The following is an 18,835-nucleotide window of genomic DNA, read 5'->3' on the forward strand; positions in this document are numbered from 1 at the left end:
CGTGCGGTCGCCGTTCCGCTCCCTCACCCTTCCCTGCATCCTCGCTCGCGGCGAGCCGATCATTCCGCGATATGGATCCCACATGACCACAGCCGAAGAGACGCTGTCGCCGGAGATGATCGCGCGTCAGAAGCGCGACGCCCAGAAGGCGCAGCTCCGCCCGCTCGCCAACCGCCGCCCCGAGCTCTACGACGAGGATGAACTCTCGTCGGACGAGTTCGATGCGATGATGGATATGTACAACGGCACGCTCGCCTCGATCGAAGAGGGCGAGATCGTGAAGTCGACGGTCCTCGAGATCCGCGAGAACCTCGTGGTCCTCGACATCGGGTTCAAGTCCGAAGGGACGATCCCGCTCGAGGAGTTCAAGGACATGCCCGACCTCAAGCCGGGTGACCAGGTCGAGGTCCTCCTCGAGCATCTCGAGGACAGCGAAGGCTCGGTCGTCCTGTCGAAGAAGAAGGCCGACTTCATGCGCGTGTGGGAGCGGATCCGCGTCGCGTACGAGTCCGACCAGCCGGTGGAAGGCGTGCTCGTCAAGAAGATCAAGGGTGGCGTGGTCGTCGACCTCATGGGCGTCGACGCGTTCCTCCCGGGTTCGCAGATCGCGCTCCGTCGCGTCCCGAACATCGACGAGCTGCTCGGCCAGAAGTACGAGTTCAAGATCATCAAGCTCAACAAGCGCCGCCGCAACATCGTCGTCTCGCGCCGCGTGATCCTCGAGACCGAGCGGGCCGGCAAGCGCGAGAAGCTCATGAAGGAGCTGGCGAAGGACCAGGTGCGGAAGGGCGTCGTCAAGAACATCACCGACTTCGGGGCGTTCATCGACCTCGGCGGCGTCGACGGCCTCCTCCACATCACCGACATGTCGTGGGGCCGCATCTCGCATCCGAGCGAGATGGTCCAGATCGGCATGGAGCTCGAGGTCAAGGTCCTGGACATCGATTGGGAGCGCGAGCGCATCTCGCTCGGCCTCAAGCAGCTCCAGGCGTACCCGTGGAAGGACGTCGCCGACAAGTACCCGGTCGGCACGCGCGTCAACGGCAAGGTCGTCTCGATCACCAACTACGGCGCGTTCATCGAGCTGCAGCCGGGCATCGAGGGTCTCGTCCACATCTCCGAGATGAGCTGGACGCGCAACGTCCGCCATCCCTCGAAGCTCGTCAGCATCGGCGAAGCGATCGAGGCGGTGGTGCTCAAGGTCGATCCGGCCGAGGAGAAGATCTCGCTCGGCATGAAGCAGACCGAGCAGGATCCGTGGATGGTGCTGCCGCTCAAGTACCCGGTCGGCACGCGCCTCTCCGGCAAGGTCCGCAACCTCACGTCGTTCGGCGCGTTCGTCGAGATCGAGCCGGGCATCGACGGCCTCATCCACATCTCCGACATGTCGTGGACGAAGCGCGTCCAGCACCCGTCGGAGGTCGTGAAGAAGGGTGACTCGGTGGACGTGGTGATCCTCAACATCGACAGCGACAACAAGCGCATCTCGCTCGGCCTGAAGCAGGCCACCGAGGATCCGTGGCTCCGGATCGGCGAGACCTATCCGGTCGGCACCGAGCTCCCGGGCAAGGTCGCGCGCCTGATGGACAAGGGCGTCGTCGTCGACGTCGGCAACGACATCGAGGGCTTCGTCCCGATCTCGCACCTCAACACGACGGGCGCGCAGATCGCGAGCCCGGCGGACGTGGCGTGGGAAGGGATGGCGATCAACGTCCGCATCCTCGAGGTGGATCCGATCCACCGTCGCATCGTGCTCGGCGTGGTGGACATCCCGGCGGGGCAGGAGCGCCCGGCGGAGCCGTCCAAGGTCCACACCGAGGACGAGGTGGTCGAGGTGCCGGCCGATCTCGATCCCGACATGGAAGGCTGAGCGCCTGTCGCTCCCTGAAGTGCACCGCCCCGGTCGCGCCATGCGCGGCCGGGGCGGTGTCGTTGACGGAGCGCGGACATCGCGGGTACTGGGAGATGATGCGACCACATTCTCTACGCCTCGTGGCGGCACTCGCTGCCCTCCTCTCGCTCCCGTCCTGCGCGGACGACACCGGGTTCGCGCCGGGCGAGATGCTCCCGGTCCTCGTGACCGCGAAGACGGTCGCGGTCGGAGTGCCGATCGACGTCGTGAGCGTGAACCCCGGACATGAGTCGTTCAGTTACGGGGCCTGCTCGATGGCGGTCGAACGCCGAACGCTCTCGGGCTGGCAGCGATACTGGCCGGCCTTCGGCGGCGCGTGCATCGCCGTCGCGTACGGCCTTGGCCCGGGGGTGCAGCACACCTTCCGACTGCCGGCGGTCGCGACCGCGGGAGAGTACCGGATCACGTTCGACGTGAAGGAGAGCGACTCGGAGCGGCTACATCGAGTGCTGTCGGCCGAGTTCGTAGTGCCGCCAGTCCCGGCGGCCTCGCTCGGCTCGGTGGTGCCGGCGAGCGGCGCGTCCGCTCTCCGTCCGTGATCGCGGAGCAACTCTCGGGGTAGAAGGGGTGTCCGAATCGGTATCCTCCTCTTGAGCATCCCCATGCGCCCGTCGTTCCGCCGATCCGTCCTCCTGTGCACGCTCGCTGCCACCGTCGCCGCGTGCGACTCCGGGCTCGGCCCGGACGACACCCTCGACTCGCCGCTCGTCGAGGTGACGACCACCACCGTCGCCCCCGGCGCCATCGTGGAGCTCTTGGCGCGCAACGCCTCGGCGACGAGCTGGTACTACAACACCTGCTCGTCACCTCGTCTGCAGCGGCGTGAGGGGGACGCCTGGATCGATACGCCCGACCCGCTCCTCCTCTGCGCACCCGACCAACTGCGGCTCGACGGGGGCGAGCAGGTGACCATCGGCGTCGGCGTCCCGGCGGGGGTCGTGGCCGGCACGTACCGCATCCGGTTCCGCGTCGCGCGCCGGGACGGGGTCGAGGTCTCGCCGTCGACGAACACGTTCACCGTGGCCCCGTAGCCCGACGGCTGTCAGGGGTGGCGGGCCCCGGCTAGGTTTCCCGCCATGTCCATGCGCGAGAAACTGGAACTCCTCGAGCGCCGCCGCGCCGAGTCGGAGCTCGGCGGCGGCGCCGAGCGCGTGAAGGCCCAGCACGCCAAGGGGAAGCTCTCCGCCCGCGAGCGGCTCGACGTCCTCCTTGACGAGGGGACCTTCGTCGAACTCGACCGCTTCGTCACGCACCGCTCCTCCGATTTCGGGCTCGACCAGCAGCGGCCTTACGGTGACGGCGTCGTCACCGGCTACGGTCGCATCGGCGGCCGCCTCGTCTACGTCTTCTCGCAGGACTTCACCGTCTTCGGCGGGTCGCTCTCCGAGGCGCACGCCTCCAAGATCTGCAAGGTGATGGACCTGGCCGTGCAGAACGGCGCCCCGATGATCGGCCTCAATGATTCGGGTGGCGCGCGCATCCAGGAGGGGGTCGTCTCGCTCGGCGGCTACGCCGACATCTTCCTGCGCAACACGCTGGCCTCGGGCGTCATCCCGCAGATCTCGGCGATCCTCGGCCCCTGCGCCGGGGGCGCGGTGTATTCGCCGGCGATCACCGACTTCGTGTACATGGTGCAGGGGACGTCGTACATGTTCGTGACCGGTCCCAACGTCGTGAAGACGGTCACGCACGAGGACGTCACGATGGAGGCCCTCGGCGGCGCCGGCCCGCATGGCGCGACCTCGGGCGTCTCCCACTTCACCATGCGGTCCGAGCTCGAGTGCCTCGACGGGATCCGCCAGCTGCTCCGCTTCATCCCGTCCAACAACGTCGATGACGCGCCGCGCGGCCGCGGTGCCGACCCGGCCACGCGGCGCGACGAGGGACTGCTCGACGTCGTCCCGGACAACGCGAATCGCCCGTACGACATGCACGAGGTGCTGAGGCGCATCGTCGATGACGGGGAGTTCCTCGAGGTACAGCAGGAGTTCGCGCAGAACATCCTCTGCGGCTTCGCGCATCTCGGCGGCCGGTCGGTCGGCATCGTCGCCAACCAGCCGGCCGTGCTCGCCGGCGTGCTCGACATCGATGCGAGCGTCAAGGCGGCGCGCTTCATCCGGTTCTGCGACGCGTTCAACATCCCGCTCGTGACCTTCGAGGACGTGCCAGGGTTCCTGCCCGGCGTCGCGCAGGAACATGGCGGCATCATCAAGCACGGCGCGAAGCTGCTCTACGCGTACTGCGAGGCGACGGTCCCCAAGGTCACGGTGATCACCCGCAAGGCGTACGGCGGCGCGTACGACGTGATGAGCTCCAAGCACATCCGGGGCGACATCAACCTCGCGTGGCCCACCGCCGAGATCGCGGTGATGGGGCCCAAGGGCGCCGTCGAGATCCTCTTCAAGAAGGAGATCGCGGATGCGCCAGACCAGCAGGCCGCGATGGATGCCCGGGTCGCCGAGTACACGGACAAGTTCGCCAACCCGTATGTCGCCGCCGGCCGCGGCTATGTGGACGACATCATCGACCCGCGCGACACGCGGCCGCGGCTGATCGACGCGCTCGAGATGTTGCAGCACAAGCGCGTCACGAACCCGCCGAAGAAGCACGGGTGCATCCCCCTGTGAAGCAGCGACGGCGCAGCGACTCCCCCCCGCAGGCGGCCGGCACGGTGCCCGCCCCGCGGACGCTCCAGAAGGTCCTCATCGCCAATCGCGGCGAGATCGCGTTGCGCATCGTGCGCGCCTGCCAGGAGCTCGGCATCCGCTCGGTCGCCGTCTACTCCGATGCCGATGCGACGGCGCCGCACGTGCGCGAAGCCGACGAGGCGGTGCACATCGGTCCGGCGCCGGCGGCCGAGAGCTACCTCCGGGGTGACCATCTCATCGAGGTCGCCAAGCGCGTCGGCGCGGATGCCATCCATCCCGGGTACGGCTTCCTCTCCGAGCGCGAGTGGTTCGCACGCGCGGTGCGCGCGGCGGGACTCATCTGGATCGGGCCGCCGGCGGAGGCGATCGCCGCGATGGGCTCGAAGACCGCCGCGCGCACCCTCGCGATCGCGGCGGGGACGCCGGTCGTGCCGGGCACGACCGAGCCACTGCGCGATGCCGAGGAGGCCGCGACGATCGCCGCGCGCTTCGGCTTTCCGGTGCTGCTGAAGGCGGCGGCCGGCGGCGGCGGGAAGGGGATGCGCATCGTGCGCGAGGCGGGCGAGATCGCCGGCGCGCTCGCGTCCGCCCAACGCGAGGCCAAGAACGCGTTCGGCGATGACGCCGTCTATGTCGAGAAGTACATCGAGGGCCCGCGGCACGTCGAGATCCAGATCCTCGCCGACCAGCACGGGCACTGCATCGCGCTCGGGGAGCGGGAGTGCTCCGTGCAGCGACGGCACCAGAAGATGATCGAGGAGGCCCCGAGCGTCGCGGTGACGCCGGACCTGCGGAAGCGGATGGGAGAGGCCGCCGTCGCCGCGGCGAAGGCGGCGGGGTACGTGAACGCCGGGACGTGCGAGTTCCTCCTCGCGCAGGACGGGCAGTTCTACTTCCTCGAGATGAACACTCGCATCCAGGTCGAGCACCCGGTCACGGAGCTGGTGATGGGCATCGACCTGGTGCAGTGGCAGCTGCGGATCGCGGCGGGCGAGCCCTTGCCGTTCCGCGAGTCACCCGCGCCGCGCGGCTGGGCCATCGAATGCCGCATCACGAGCGAGGACCCGGCCAACGGCTTCCTGCCGTCGACCGGGCGCATCGAGCATCTGCAGGTCCCGACGGGGCCCGGCGTGCGCTGGGACGGCGGGATCACGCGGGGCAGCGTCGTGGGCCTCTCGTACGACCCGATGCTCGCCAAGCTCATCGTATTCGCGCCGGACCGGGCGTCGGCGATCGCGCGGATGGAGCGGGCGCTGCGCGAACTCGTCATCGACGGCGTCGAGACCTCGCGCGAGTTCCACCTGCGCATGCTCGCCGACGAGGAGTTCCGCCGCGGCGACATCACCATCCAGTGGCTCGAGGCGAAGTTGCCGACGTTGCTGGCGGCGCGCCCCCCGGCCGAGACGGTGCGCGCGGCGGCGATCGCGGCGGCCCTCATCGCCAGCGCGGACCGCGGCGCGGCCGCGGCCCCGGGCCAGCTGCCTGCGGCATCGCCGGCTGCGTCCTCCCCGGCGATCGCCGGAGCGAACGCGTGGGGGCGGAAGGCGCGCGTCGAGGCGCTCCGGCGCGGATGACGCGACAAGACCCGCCTCGCCCGGCGCGCGAAGGCCGCACGACCCGGACCACCCTCGAGATCGCGAGCCTCGCGGCGGGCGGCGACGGCGTCGCGCGACAGGACGGGCTCGTGGTGTTCACGCCGCGCACCGCGCCCGGGGATCTCGTCGAAGCCGACGTGCGCCTCGAGGGGCGGGTGGGGCGCGGCACGTTGCAGCGGCTCGTGCGCGGCGGTCCCGACCGCGTCGAGCCGACCTGCGAGCACTATGTGGCACCCGACCGCTGCGGCGGATGCCAATGGCAGCATCTCTCGCTCGACGCGCAGCGTGAGGCCAAGCGTCGCAATGTCGCCGATGCGTTCGCGCGGATCGCGCGGCGTCCGATCGCCCCGCCACCCATCCACGGTGGCGACGGGTGGCGCTATCGCCGCACGCTCACGCTCGCCATCCGGCGGGCGGGCGCGCGCACCTGGGCGGGCCTGCGGGCCTTCGACGACCCGGAGTCGGTCTTCGACCTGCAGGACTGTCGCATCACCGATGAGCGGGTCCTCGCCGCCTGGCGCGGGATCCTCACGGCCGCGCACGCATTGCCGGACGAGCCGCGACTGCGCGGGACGGTGCGCTGGCTCGACGATCGCGCGTCGTTCGTGCTGGAGGGCGGGACGGAGTGGCCGACGCTCTCCGAGTTCCTCGCCGCGGTCCCGGCGCTCGGCGCGATCTGGTGGCAGGCGGAGGGGAAGCGACGGCGCCTCGTCGCCGATCGCCGCCCTGCCGAGGTCCCGGGGGCGTCGTTCGCGCAGGTGAACGCCGAGGTGGCCGAGCGGATGCAGGCCGACGTCGTCGCGGCGGTGATGGCATTCGCGCCGGCGACGGTCGTCGACTGCTACAGCGGGAGCGGGGAGACGGCGCTCGCGCTCCAGTCGCTTGGCGTGCAGGTCGCTGCGGTGGAGCTCGATGAGGAGGCGAGCGCGTGGGCGGCGCGCGGACTGCGGGCGCCGTCGCGTGCCATCGCCGCGCGGGTGGAGGAGTTCCTCCCGCGGCTCCTGCCGGCGGACGTCGTGGTGCTCAATCCGCCGCGCGCGGGGGTCGATGCGCGCGTGACGACGGCCCTGCGCGAACGCGCGCCGCGCGCGATCGTCTACGTGAGCTGCGATCCCGCCACCCTCGCGCGCGACGTGGCGCGGCTCGAGGGCTGGCGCGTCGCGTCGGTCGCGTGCTACGACATGTTCCCGCAGACCGCGCACGTCGAGACGGTGTGCACCCTGGTGCCGGAGGCGGCATGAAGTATCTCGTGGATCTGGATGGCGCACGCGTCGAGGTCACGCTCGAGGGCGGGACGGCGACGGTGGACGGCGCGACCGAGGCTGCGCATCTGGCGGATGTCGAGGGCACCTCGGTGCGCCTGGTGACGATCGGCGGGACGCAGCATCGCGTCGTCGCGCGTCGCACGGGGCCGCGCGGCGGCTATGTGATCTGGATGGATGGTTGGCGCTTCGAAGTGGAGGCGCTGGACGAACGCGCCCGCGCCATCAAGGAGCTCTCCGCCGCCCATGCCGGCCCCGCCGGGCCCACGCCGGTGCACGCGCCGATGCCCGGCCTCATCGTGCGTGTCCAGGTCGCCGTGGGGGATCGCGTGCACGCCGGCCAGGGACTCGTGGTGATGGAAGCCATGAAGATGGAGAACGAACTGCGCGCGCCGGCCGACGGCATCGTGAAGGCGATCCTCGCGGTCCCCGGCCAGGCGGTGGAGAAGGGCGCCGCGCTGGTGGAGTTCGAACCGACGGCCTAGCGTGCGGACGCGGGGCTGAGCGCCGACCGCACCCTCTCGAGGAGTTCCGTGAACGCGAAGGGCTTCGCGAGGAGGCGGTCGGGACGCCACGGCGCGTCGGCCGCGTCGCCGTCGGCGGCCTCCCACTCCATGTGGCCGGACATGCAGAGCACCGGGAGCGCCGGATCGCGCTCGTTGAGCAGGCGCACGAACTCGCGCCCGCCCATGCCCGGCATCACCATGTCGGTCACGACGAGATCCACGACGCCCGCCTGCGCGTCGAGCAACTGCAACGCCTCCGGCGCCGACCCGGCCGAGAGCACCGCGTAGCCGTTGCGCTCGAGGAGACGCTGCATGGCGCTGCGCAGCGCGGACTCGTCGTCGACGAGCAGCACCGTCCGTCGCTCCGGTTCGGGCTCCGACCGCGGGGCGCTCGGGACGGAGGCGACCGCCGGCGCGGCCGAGGACAGGGGCAGCAGGACGCGCATCACCGTCCCGTTCCGCGGCGCGCTCTCCGCGTGCACGTGCCCGCCGAGCGCGCGCACGATCCCGCGCACCGTCGTCAGCCCGAGCCCCGTCCCGAGACCGCTCGGCTTCGTGGTGAAGAAGGGCTCGAAGAGACGGGCCAGCGTCGTGGCATCCATGCCGACGCCCTCGTCGCGCACCTCGAGCTCGGCCCAGCGTCCGGGCGGCGCCCCGGGGGTGCCGGCCGCCCCGGGACGGATCGTGCGCGCGCTCGCGCGCACGAGCACCGTTCCGCCGTCCGGCATCGCGTCGCGAGCGTTGATCACGAGGTTCATCAGGATCTGCTCGATCTGTCCCTCGGCGGTCCGCACCGGGAGGGCGTTGTCCCCGAGATCCAAGGTGAGCTTCACCTGCCCGAGCAGCAGGCGGCGCAACAGCGGTTCCATCCCGCGGACCACGGCCACGAGCGACTGCACCTCCGCCTCGCCGGCCTCGGGCCGACTGAAGGAGAGAAGGCGGCGGGTGAGCGCCGCACCACGTTGCGCCGTCTGCTCGATCTCGAGCAGGTCGGCGGGGCGCGCCTCGCCGGCGGCGAGTTCCTCCCGCACGAGTTGCGCGTGTGAGATGATCGCGGCGAGCAGGTTGTTGAAGTCGTGCGCGATCCCGCCGGCCATGCGCCCGACGGCCTCGAGCTTCTGCGACTGTCGCAGCTGCTGCTCGAGGCGGACGCGCTCGGTGACGTTGCGCGTATTGAGCACGTACGAGCCGACGTCGGGATCCCCGGTGAGGTCGGTGACGACGCTCTCGACGTCATGCCAGAGGTCGGGGCGTCCCATCCGCCAGCGCAGCGCCGCGTTGCGCGCGAACGGTTCACGCGCGTTGGCGAGGAAGACCGCGAGGCGGTCGCGGTCGTCCGGATGCGCGAGGTCGGCGATGCGTCGCCCGACGAGGAGCGACGGGATCGTCCCGGCGAGTTCGCCCGCGGACGGACTCGCCCACTGGATCACCTGGCCGGTCGAGATCTGCAGAATCGCGTCGGAGGAGCGCTGCACGAGGGAACGGAAGCGCGCGTCCGCCGCGGTGCGTTCGCGCGCGAGGGCGACGGTGCGCACCCGCGCGAGGTGCTGACGGATGAGGACGAGGATGAGCAGGCCGACCACGCCGGTCACGTGGAACGCCAGATGTCCGGGTTCCGTCTCGCCGCGGTAGGCGAGCAGGAGCATCGGGATCGTCGAGACGAGGATCGCGAACGGCGCGACGACCTCGCGGGCGGCTTCGGGCGGGCGGGCGTCGGTCGACCCGCTGCCCGGCGGGGGCGGGAAGCGGCGCTGCCAGTCGGCGCCGGCGAGCACGAAGAGGAACCCGAGCGCGACCAGCACGTCCCGCATCGCGTCGTGCGAGGGGCCCCCGATGCGCGCCTGCCGCTCGAAGGCGAGGTCGGCGACGGTGATGGCGGCGAAGCCGATCGTGACGAGCCCGATCGATTCGCGGGCGAGCCCCTCCGGCCGGCGGAACCAGGCCGTGGCGCAGAACAGCACCGCCGTCCCGTCGGCGATGAGATAGATCAGGAAGAGCCAACGTCGCGCGTCGAGGTCACCCGATTCGAACGGATTGCCGCCGGCGACGAAGTACGAGCCGAGCAGCCCGAGCGCGATGAGGATCGCGGCGGCGTCGATCCAGTCGGCCGCGCGAGAGTCGGTGTGCCCGGCGTTGGCGACGTACCAGAGCCCGCCGAGGAGGAGCGCCGCCTGCGGTACGGCGAGGACGACGCCGGTGACGCCGGCGAGGGGGGCGCCGACCAGGCGGAGCAGGGTGGTGACGACGCCGAGCCCAAGGCTGAGGGCGATGCAGAGCCAGGCGATGCCGATGCGCGAGCCCGGGGGCGACCGTCGTGCGACGGCGAACGAGATGATCGCGATGCCGACACGGAAGGGAAAGACGGCCGCGAGGTCGACGAACCGGTGCGCCTCGGCGTCGAGCGAGACCGGTCCGAGCGCGACCAGCAGATACCCCAGCGTCCACAGCGCGGCCGCCCCCGACAGGGGGTTGAGCCAGCGCTCGTTGGTCGGGGCCGGGACACCGGCCCCGCCGGGGTGCCCGGGGGAGATCCGCACAGTCGGGAGTATCTCGTGCGCCGGGTTCGAACGCGAGGGGGGCGGAGACCCGCAAGTGCCCGACCCACCGTGGGTTGACCCACGCCGCCCGCCCGTCTATGCTTCTTGTCTGTCCCAAAACGCCCTCGTGGCGGCCGAGACCCGGGTTGCATCCCGCACCGGTGAGGCGCAGTACCTCTCCAGCTGTTCAAACGCACATGCGTACGACGTACACGGCGACCCCCGCCGACATCGAGCACAAGTGGTTCGTGGTCGATGCGGATGGGATGGTCCTCGGCCGCCTCGCCACCGAGGTCGCCCGCATCATCCGCGGCAAGCACAAGCCGATGTTCACGCCCCATATGGACACGGGCGACAATGTCATCGTGATCAACGCGTCCAAGGTGAAGGTGACCGGACGCAAGGCGGAGCAGAAGAACTACTTCCGCCACACCGGCTACATGGGCCACGAGCTCTACACGCCGTTCGCGTCGATGCTCGCGAAGCACCCCGAGCGCGTGATCGAGAAGGCGGTCTACGGCATGCTGCCCAAGACGGCGCTCGGCCGGCAGAAGCTGCGGCTCAAGCTGCGCGTCTATCCGGGTGCGGTGCACCCGCACGGGGCGCAGCAGCCCGAGACGATCACCTTCCCCAAGGCCGAGGCGAAGTAACCCATGGCTGACCAGATGACCCACACCGTCGGCCGCCGCAAGGAAGCCGTCTGCCGCGTGTTCCTGACCCCCGGGTCGGGCAAGTGGAGCCTCAACGGCCGCACGCTCGGGGATTACTTCCCGCGCCCGGCGCTCGTGAGCTCCATCCAGCAGCCGTTCACGGCGACCGACACGCTCGGCACGTACGACGTGCAGGCGAACCTCACCGGCGGTGGCCAGACGGGCCAGGCCGGCGCGCTCCGCCTCGCGATCGCCCGCGCCCTCGTGAAGATCGACGAGACGCACCGCCGCAAGCTGCGCGACCTCGGCCTCCTCACGCGCGATGCCCGCGCGGTCGAGCGCAAGAAGCCGGGCCGCCCGAAGGCGCGAAAGAAGTTCCAGTTCTCGAAGCGTTAAGCTCGGAGACGCAGGCAGAAGGTGGAAGGATGAAAGTGGTACCACCGGTCGGCTTTCATCCTTCGTCCTTCAGCCTTCGTCCAATCCCTCAGCGAGTCTGAGTCTCCGCTCGGTGCCGCGCCTCCGGCGCGGCGAGCGGAGACGACGAGGACCCGCGACGATACCAACCACCAGTAGAGACCCCAATGTCCCAGCCCTCGCTCGACGAACTCCTCAAGGCCGGTGTCCACTTCGGCCACCAGACCCGCCGTTGGAATCCCAAGATGCGCCGCTTCATCTTCGCGGAGCGCAACGGGATCCACATCATCGACCTGCAGAAGACGGTCAAGCAGATCGAGCTCGCGCAGCAGCTGGCGCGCGAGGTGGTGATGCGCGGGGAGAACGTCCTGTTCGTCTGCACCAAGCGCCAGCTCGCGCAGATCGTGACGAGCGAGGCGGATCGCGCCGGCGCGATGTACGTCACCGAGCGCTGGCTCGGCGGCCTCCTGACCAACTTCGCGACGGTCAAGAAGCAGATCAAGAAGCTCAAGGAGCTCGAGGCTGGGTCCGCCGAGGGCGGCAACTTCGAGAACTACACCAAGAAGGAACAGCTCATGATGACCCGCCTTCGGGACAAGCTCCTGAAGAACCTCTCGGGCATCAAGAGCATGGGCCGCCTCCCGGGCCTGCTCTTCATCGTCGATGCCAAGAAGGAGCGCATCGCGGTCGACGAGGCCAACAAGCTCGGCATCCCGATCGTCGCCATCTGCGACACGAACTCGGACCCGGACCTCATCACCGTGCCGATCGCCGGCAACGACGATGCGATCCGTTCGGTCGAGCTCATCACCTCGGCCTTCTCGAACGCGATCCTCGAGGCCCGCCGTGAGGCCCCGACGCGTCCCGAGGTCGAGGAGCCGGGCGAGGCGACGACCTGGTCGTCCGAGCGCGGCACGGAGAAGGAGAGCGACGACCGTCGCGGCGGCAAGAAGGGTGGCCGTCCCCGCCGTCGCCGGGCCAAGCCGGACGCCATCGCGGCCCGCCTGAAGCCGGGCAGCACCGAGGGCGATGCCGCCGCCGAGGGCGACGAGGCGAGCGAGTAGGGCTCGCTCGGTAGTGCAGGGGTCCGCCCCTGAGTAACTTTCCATCGCCGCCGGATGAGTCTCATCACTCCCCGGCGGCGATCTCACAGATACCGCATCTCTCAGGACTGGGAATACCGATGGCCGTCAACATCACCGCCAAGGACGTCGCCGAGCTCCGCGCCCGCACGGGTGCCGGGATCGGCGACTGCAAGAACGCGCTCGTCGAGGCGAACGGCGACATGAACGCCGCCGCCGACCTGCTGCGCAAGAAGGGCATCGCCAAGGCCGACAAGCGCGCCGACCGCGCCGCCTCCGAGGGCCAGATCGTCACGTGGACGAATCCCGAGGGGACCGTCGCGGCGATGATCGAGCTCAACTGCGAGACCGACTTCGTGGGGCGCAACGACGAGTTCGTCGCGCTCTCCAAGCAGGTCGTGGCGCACGTCGCGCAGGACGCCGCGGTCGACGGCCTGGTCACGGTCGGGGCCGAGGGCGCGTACCTCGCGACGCCGTGGCACGCCGACAAGGCGCAGACGGTGGGCGACATCGTGAAGGCCGCGTCGGCCAAGACCGGCGAGAAGGTCGAGCTCCGCCGGATCGCGCGCTTCGCGACGTCGGGCACGGTCGGCAGCTACCTGCACTTCAACGGCAAGGCCGGCGTCATCGCCGAGATCGCCGGCGGGAAGGGCGAGCATGCGACGCAGCTGGGCAAGCACGTCGCCGAGCATGTGGCGGCGGGCGTGCCGTCGGTCGCCGTCGCGGTCGACAAGGATGGCGTCGATGCCGCCTTCATCGCCAAGGAGCGCGAGATCTTCGTCGCCCAGGCCGTGGAGTCGGGGAAGCCGCAGGCGATCGCCGAGAAGATGGTCGAGGGCCGCATCGCCAAGCTCCTCGGCGAGATCACGCTCCTCGGGCAGCCGTGGGTGCGCGACGACAAGCAGACGATCGGCGACCTCGTGAAGGCCTCCGCGAAGGAGTCGGGGCAGCCGCTCGCCGTGACGCGCTTCGTGCGGTTCAAGATGGGCGAGTCCTGATCCCCGCATGAGCGACCTGAAGTATCCCCGCGTCCTGCTCAAGCTCTCCGGCGAGGCTCTCGCCGGGGAGCGCGGATTCGGCTTCGATTTCGACACGCTGCGCGGCTTCGCCCACGAGGTGAAGCGGATCGCCGCGATGGGCGCCCAGGTGGGCATGGTGATCGGCGGCGGCAACATCGTCCGCGGCTCGCAGATCTCCAAGATGGGGATGGACCGCGTCTCCGCCGACTACATGGGCATGCTCGGCACGGTGATCAACGCGCTCGCGTTCCAGGACGTGCTCGAGAAGGAAGGACTCGACACCCGCGTGATGACGGCGATCCGGATGGAGGAGATCGCCGAGCCGTACATCCGCCGGCGCGCCGTGCGGCATCTCGAGAAGGGGCGGGCCGTGATCTTCGCGGCCGGCACCGGCAATCCGTACTTCTCCACCGACACCGCCGCGGTGCTCCGTGCCATCCAGATGAAGGCGAACGTCATCATCAAGGCGACGAGCGTCGACGGCGTGTACAATGCGGACCCGAAGAAGGACCCGACCGCGAAGAAGTACGACCGCATCACCTACAAGGACGTGATGGCAGGGGAGCTCGGCGTGATGGACCAGACGGCCATCACGCTCTGCAAGGAGAACGCCCTCCCGCTGATCGTCCTCAACATCCACACGCCCGGCATCGTCCAGCAGGCGCTGCGCGGCGAACCCGTGGGGACCCTGGTCACATGAGCACCAAGCAGATCATCTCGGATGCGAAGACGGCGATGGACAAGGGCGTCGAGGCGGCCAAGCGCGAGTTCGCGTCGGTCCGCTCGGGCAAGGCGTCGCCGAGCATGCTCGACACGGTGAAGGTCGAGATGTACGGCCAGCTGATGGCGATGAACCAGTGCGCCTCGGTGTCGGCGCCGGAGCCGCGGCTCCTCGTGGTGACGCCGTTCGACAAGGGCCAGATCAAGGCGGTCGAGAAGGCGATCCGCGAGTCGAACCTCGGGCTCGATCCGTCGATCCAGAGCAACATCATCCGGGTGCCCCTGCCGGCGATGAACGAGCAGCGCCGCAAGGAACTCGCGAAGACGGTGCACAAGTACGCCGAGGACGGCCGCATCGCGGTCCGCCACGCGCGCACGCATGCCCGCGACCTCCTGAAGAAGCTCAACGGTGTCTCGGAGGACGAGGTGAAGTCGGCCGAGAAGGACCTGCAGAAGCTCCATGACGACGAGATCGCGAAGATCGACGCCGCGATGAAGGCCAAGGAAGCGGAGCTGATGGAGGTCTGAGCGGATCGTCCGCGCCGACACCACTCATGACCGCGCAAGAACTCCTCGCCCAGCTTCGCGTCCACGGCGCGATCCCCCGGCACGTCGCCATCATCATGGATGGCAACGGGCGCTGGGCGCGCGAGCGGATGCTGCCGCGCCCGATCGGCCATCGCAACGGCATGAAGGCCGTGCGCGAGGTCGTCGAGGGGGCGATCGAGGCGGGCGTCGAGGTGCTCTCCTTGTTCGCGTTCTCGCAGGAGAACTGGCAGCGTCCGCCGGTCGAGATCAGCGCGCTCATGTCGCTCCTCGAGGAGTACATCCAGAAGGAGACCGACGAGCTCGAGTCGCAGGGCGTGCGCGTGCGGGTGCTCGGGGATGTCGACCGGCTGGTGCCCACGGCGCGGGCTGCCGTCGACCGCGTCATCGCGCAGACGGCGCACAACAGCAAGCTCACGCTCAACCTGTTCATCTCGTACGGCTCGCGCGCCGAGCTGACGCGCGCGGCGCGACGCGTCGCCGAGGAGGTCGCGGCGGGGACGCTCCGGCCCGACCAGGTGGACGAGGCGGCGTTCGCCGCGCGCCTGTACACGCACGACTGTCCCGACCCGGATCTCCTCATCCGCACCTCGGGCGAGCAGCGGATCAGCAACTTCCTGCTCTGGCAGCTGGCGTACACGGAGATCGTCATCTCGCCGGTGCTGTGGCCCGACTTCGGGCGCGCGAACCTGTACGAGGCGATCCTCGACTACCAGAGCCGGGACCGCCGCTTCGGCCGCGCGCCCGCCTGAGGCCGGCCTGAGGACCGCATGTCCGAGCTGACCAAGCGCGTCCTCTTCGCGGTGGGCGCGATCCCCTTCGTGCTCGCCGCGGTCTGGTTCGGTGGCGCGTCGCTCGCGATCCTGCTCTCGGTCGCGTCGGCGCTGGCCGCGTGGGAGTACGGGCGTCTCGCCGAGGCGGCGGGGCAGCGTCCCATGACGGCATGGCTGATCGCGCTGGCGGCCGCGCTCCCGCTCGGCGCACACGCGGTGCAACTCGGCCTGTGGGTGCCGCCCATCTCGTGGGTCGCGCTGCTCGCACCGGCGCTGCTCGCCGTCGCGATGTGGACGCGCGGGGCGACGGGGCGGCCGCTCGAAGCCACGGCGACGACGCTGTTCGGCGCCTGGTACACCGGCGGGATGCTCGCCTTCGCCTATGCGCTCCGCTACCACCGGTTCGCCGTCGGCCCCGCCGCCGGTGCGCTGCTGCTCCTGCTGCCGCTCCTGCTCACCTGGGTGAACGACGCGGGGGCGTTCTTCTTCGGCAAGCGGTTCGGCAAGCGCAAGCTCATGCCGTCGGTGAGCCCGGGGAAGACGGTCGCCGGTGCGGTCGGTGCCCTGCTCACGGTGCTCGTCGGGACGTGGGCGTACTTCCGGTTCCTCCTCGTCCCGTATGCGAACCTTGGCCTGTCATGGGCCGGACTGGTGCTCTTCGCCATCGCGGTGAGCGCGGCAGCGCAGGTGGGGGACCTCGCCGAGTCGCTGCTGAAGCGACAGGCCGGCGTGAAGGACAGTTCCGCGTTGATCCCGGGGCACGGGGGCGTGCTCGATCGCGTGGATTCGCTGCTCTTCACGTTCCCGCTCGCCTATGTGCTCCTCGACCTGCTGCTCAAGGTCGGCGCGTGAGCACCACCGGCATCGCCCTCCTCGGTGCCACGGGGTCGATCGGCGAGACGGCCCAGCGCGTGGTCGCGCGCCACCCGGATCGCTTCCGCTTCACCGCGATGACGGCGCACGGCAACCGCGAGGCGCTCGCGGCCGCGGTGGCGCGGTGGCAGCCGTCGCTCGTGGGGCTCGTGAACGGCGGTGGCGCCGCCCCCCTGCCGGCGGGGTGGTGCGCCGGGCGCGAATGCCTCGTCCAGGCGGCGACGCAGCCCGAGGCCGCGATCGTGCTCAATGCCGTCGTCGGCGCGGCGGGGCTCGAGGCGACGCTCGCCGCCGTCGGGGCGGGGAAGCGCGTGGCGCTCGCGAACAAGGAGTCGCTCGTGGTGGGCGGCGCGCTCGTGCAGCGCGCGGCGCGCGCGAGCGGCGGCGAGGTCATCCCCGTCGACTCCGAGCACTCCGCACTGCTGCAGTGTCTCGCCGGGCGGGTGGGCGGAACGGGGCCCGGCCTGCTCCCGGTCGCGGGCGTGCGGCGCTTCATCATCACCGCCTCCGGCGGGCCGTTCCGCACGTGGGAGACGGAGCGCATCCGCGCCGCCCGGCTCGAGGATGCGCTCAAGCATCCCACCTGGAGCATGGGCCGCAAGATCACCGTCGACTCGGCGTCGCTCGCCAACAAGGCGCTCGAGGTGATCGAGGCGCACGTGCTCTTCGGCGTGCCCTACGACCGGATCGAGGTCGTCGTGCATCCGCAGAGCATCGTCCACTCGATGGTCGAGTTCGAGGACGGCAGCGTGATCGCTCAGATGGGCGTGCCGTCGATGGAGTTGCCCGTGCTCTACGCGCTCGGCTACCCGGACCGCGTGGAGGACACGGGGGTACCACGCTTCGATCCGGTCGCGACGAGTCCGCTCACCTTCGAGTCCGTGCGCCACGACGCCTTCCCGACGCTCGGGCTCGGCATCGCGGCTGGCATGAAGGGTGGCGCGGCGCCCGCCGTGTTCAACGCAGCCAACGAGGCGGCCGTCGCACGGTTCCTCGAGGGCTCGCTCACCTTCAGTGGCATCCCGGCGGCGATCGAGTTGGCACTCGGACGCCTCGCCGACCGTTCTGGGAATGACCTCGATGCGCTGCTCGCGGCGGATGCCGCGGCGCGCTCCCTCGTGCAGGAGTATCGCGCTCCATGAGTTTCAGCTGGCTCGCCCCGCTGCTCGTCCTCGGCCTCGTGGTGTTCGTCCACGAACTCGGGCACTTCCTCGCGGCCAAGTGGGCCGGCGTGTACGCCCCGCGCTTCTCGATGGGCTGGGGCTCGCCGCTCTGGAGCTTCCGTCGGGGCGAGACCGAGTACGCCCTCTCCTGGCTGCCGATCGGCGGCTACGTGCGCATGGCGAGCAAGGAGGACGAGACAGCGGCGGTGCTCGAGGGAGGCGGCGAGGCGCCCGAGGCGGAGCGGTCGCGGCACTGGGACGAGCACTCGATGATCCCGCACGGGCCGCTGCCGATCCCGCCCGACCGGTGGTTCGAGTCCAAGCGGCTCTTCCCGCGCATCGTGATCCTGCTTGCGGGCGTGTTCATGAACATCGTGCTCGCGCTGACCGTCTCGACGGGCATCGTGGGCTACTACGGAAAGGGGTACCTCACGCCGGTCGTGGACTCTACGGCAGCCGGCCGTCCCGCCGCCGTCGCCGGGATGCTCGCGGGTGACAGTGTGGTGGCGATCGACGGCAAGCCCGTCGCTCGCTGGGACGAGGTGCTCGATGCGGTGTCGGCGGCGCCTGGCCGGCCGATCACGCTCGAGGTCGCGCGCGGGACGGCGCGCCTGCCGCTCACGATGACGCCGGAGTCGCAGGAGATCACGACGGCGGATGGCGACAAGCGCACGGTCGGTCGGATCGGCGTCGCGGTGAAGCAGCACGTGATCCGCACGCCGGTCTCGTTCGGCGAGGCGGTGGTCGGCGGATGGAATGTCACGTGGACGATGGCCGGCAGCGTGCTGAAGGTCCTGGGCGACCTGCTCACGGGGAACGTCTCGGTGTCGCAGCTGGGCGGTCCGGTGGAGATCGCGCGCTCGAGCGTCGCCGCGGCGCAGAACGGTGCCGAGAACCTGTGGGGGCTCATCGCCTTCCTGAGCATCAACCTCGCGGTGCTCAACCTGCTGCCGATCCCCCTCCTCGACGGCGGGCAGATCCTCATGCAGGTCGCCGAGAGCGCGTGGCGGAAGCCGTTCCATCCGATGGTGAAGGAGTGGTACGCGCGGATCGGCCTCGTCGCGATCGGGGCGCTGTTCCTCACGGTGACGTTCAACGACCTGAAGCGGCTCGTGATGAGCTGGCTGGCCTGAGC

Annotated in this window: 18 protein-coding genes; 17 read left to right on the forward strand and 1 reads right to left on the reverse strand. The window is 70.2% G+C overall.

Going from position 1 to position 18,835, the window contains the following annotated elements:
- The first annotated feature begins 82 nt into the window (after positions 1-82).
- From IPJ78_14650 to IPJ78_14680, 7 genes are all read left to right on the forward strand, one after another.
- On the forward strand, positions 83-1,870 hold the full coding sequence (locus tag IPJ78_14650) for a 30S ribosomal protein S1 (GenBank protein MBK7907780.1): 1,788 nt from the start codon (positions 83-85) through the stop codon (positions 1,868-1,870).
- A 122-nt stretch (positions 1,871-1,992) separates the two neighbouring features.
- Positions 1,993-2,451: a hypothetical protein gene (locus IPJ78_14655; GenBank protein MBK7907781.1), complete on the forward strand. Its 459-nt coding sequence runs from the start codon at positions 1,993-1,995 to the stop codon at positions 2,449-2,451.
- 63 nt (positions 2,452-2,514) lie between these two features.
- The gene (locus IPJ78_14660) at positions 2,515-2,943 is read left to right on the forward strand and encodes a hypothetical protein (protein MBK7907782.1); all 429 of its coding nucleotides are present in this window, start codon (positions 2,515-2,517) and stop codon (positions 2,941-2,943) included.
- A gap of 51 nt (positions 2,944-2,994) precedes the next feature.
- Complete coding sequence (locus IPJ78_14665) at positions 2,995-4,539, forward strand: acyl-CoA carboxylase subunit beta (GenBank protein MBK7907783.1); 1,545 nt, start codon at positions 2,995-2,997, stop codon at positions 4,537-4,539.
- A 44-nt stretch (positions 4,540-4,583) separates the two neighbouring features.
- Complete coding sequence (locus IPJ78_14670; GenBank protein ID MBK7907784.1) at positions 4,584-6,134, forward strand: acetyl-CoA carboxylase biotin carboxylase subunit; 1,551 nt, start codon at positions 4,584-4,586, stop codon at positions 6,132-6,134.
- Entirely contained in the window at positions 6,131-7,396 is a 1,266-nt protein-coding gene (locus IPJ78_14675; protein MBK7907785.1) for a class I SAM-dependent RNA methyltransferase, read from the forward strand. Before IPJ78_14670 ends, IPJ78_14675 begins: the two co-directional genes overlap by 4 nt.
- Positions 7,397-7,590: 194 nt before the next feature.
- On the forward strand, positions 7,591-7,902 hold the full coding sequence (locus tag IPJ78_14680) for an acetyl-CoA carboxylase biotin carboxyl carrier protein subunit (protein ID MBK7907786.1): 312 nt from the start codon (positions 7,591-7,593) through the stop codon (positions 7,900-7,902).
- Here IPJ78_14680 and IPJ78_14685 read toward each other — a convergent pair.
- A complete protein-coding gene (locus IPJ78_14685) occupies positions 7,899-10,460 on the reverse strand; it encodes a response regulator (protein ID MBK7907787.1) in 2,562 nt (853 codons plus the stop codon). The genes IPJ78_14680 and IPJ78_14685 overlap by 4 nt on opposite strands.
- Positions 10,461-10,657: 197 nt before the next feature.
- Here IPJ78_14685 and rplM point away from each other — a divergent pair, with 197 nt between their 5' ends.
- The 10 genes from rplM (at position 10,658) to IPJ78_14735 (ending at position 18,833) form a co-directional block, all read left to right on the forward strand.
- The gene (rplM, locus tag IPJ78_14690) at positions 10,658-11,110 is read left to right on the forward strand and encodes a 50S ribosomal protein L13 (GenBank protein ID MBK7907788.1); all 453 of its coding nucleotides are present in this window, start codon (positions 10,658-10,660) and stop codon (positions 11,108-11,110) included.
- Between the two features lie 3 nt (positions 11,111-11,113).
- Positions 11,114-11,506, forward strand: a complete 393-nt coding sequence (rpsI, locus tag IPJ78_14695; GenBank protein MBK7907789.1) for a 30S ribosomal protein S9 — start codon at positions 11,114-11,116, stop codon at positions 11,504-11,506.
- A 185-nt stretch (positions 11,507-11,691) separates the two neighbouring features.
- Positions 11,692-12,588, forward strand: coding sequence for a 30S ribosomal protein S2 (rpsB, locus tag IPJ78_14700; protein ID MBK7907790.1), 897 nt, complete (start codon positions 11,692-11,694; stop codon positions 12,586-12,588).
- 119 nt (positions 12,589-12,707) lie between these two features.
- Positions 12,708-13,604 carry a translation elongation factor Ts gene (tsf, locus tag IPJ78_14705; protein ID MBK7907791.1) on the forward strand — a complete coding sequence of 299 codons (897 nt, stop codon included), beginning with the start codon at positions 12,708-12,710 and terminating at the stop codon, positions 13,602-13,604.
- A 7-nt stretch (positions 13,605-13,611) separates the two neighbouring features.
- The gene (locus tag IPJ78_14710; protein MBK7907792.1) at positions 13,612-14,325 is read left to right on the forward strand and encodes a UMP kinase; all 714 of its coding nucleotides are present in this window, start codon (positions 13,612-13,614) and stop codon (positions 14,323-14,325) included.
- A complete protein-coding gene (frr, locus tag IPJ78_14715; protein ID MBK7907793.1) occupies positions 14,322-14,873 on the forward strand; it encodes a ribosome recycling factor in 552 nt (183 codons plus the stop codon). The genes IPJ78_14710 and frr overlap by 4 nt, the downstream gene beginning before the upstream one ends.
- 26 nt (positions 14,874-14,899) lie before the next feature.
- Positions 14,900-15,643: an isoprenyl transferase gene (locus IPJ78_14720; protein MBK7907794.1), complete on the forward strand. Its 744-nt coding sequence runs from the start codon at positions 14,900-14,902 to the stop codon at positions 15,641-15,643.
- An 18-nt stretch (positions 15,644-15,661) separates the two neighbouring features.
- A complete protein-coding gene (locus IPJ78_14725; GenBank protein ID MBK7907795.1) occupies positions 15,662-16,516 on the forward strand; it encodes a phosphatidate cytidylyltransferase in 855 nt (284 codons plus the stop codon).
- Positions 16,513-17,679, forward strand: a complete 1,167-nt coding sequence (locus IPJ78_14730) for a 1-deoxy-D-xylulose-5-phosphate reductoisomerase (protein MBK7907796.1) — start codon at positions 16,513-16,515, stop codon at positions 17,677-17,679. Before IPJ78_14725 ends, IPJ78_14730 begins: the two co-directional genes overlap by 4 nt.
- The gene (locus tag IPJ78_14735) at positions 17,676-18,833 is read left to right on the forward strand and encodes a site-2 protease family protein (protein ID MBK7907797.1); all 1,158 of its coding nucleotides are present in this window, start codon (positions 17,676-17,678) and stop codon (positions 18,831-18,833) included. The genes IPJ78_14730 and IPJ78_14735 overlap by 4 nt, the downstream gene beginning before the upstream one ends.
- Positions 18,834-18,835 lie beyond the last annotated feature (2 nt).

The organism is Gemmatimonadota bacterium (assembly GCA_016714015.1).
Lineage (GTDB): Bacteria > Gemmatimonadota > Gemmatimonadetes > Gemmatimonadales > Gemmatimonadaceae > Pseudogemmatithrix.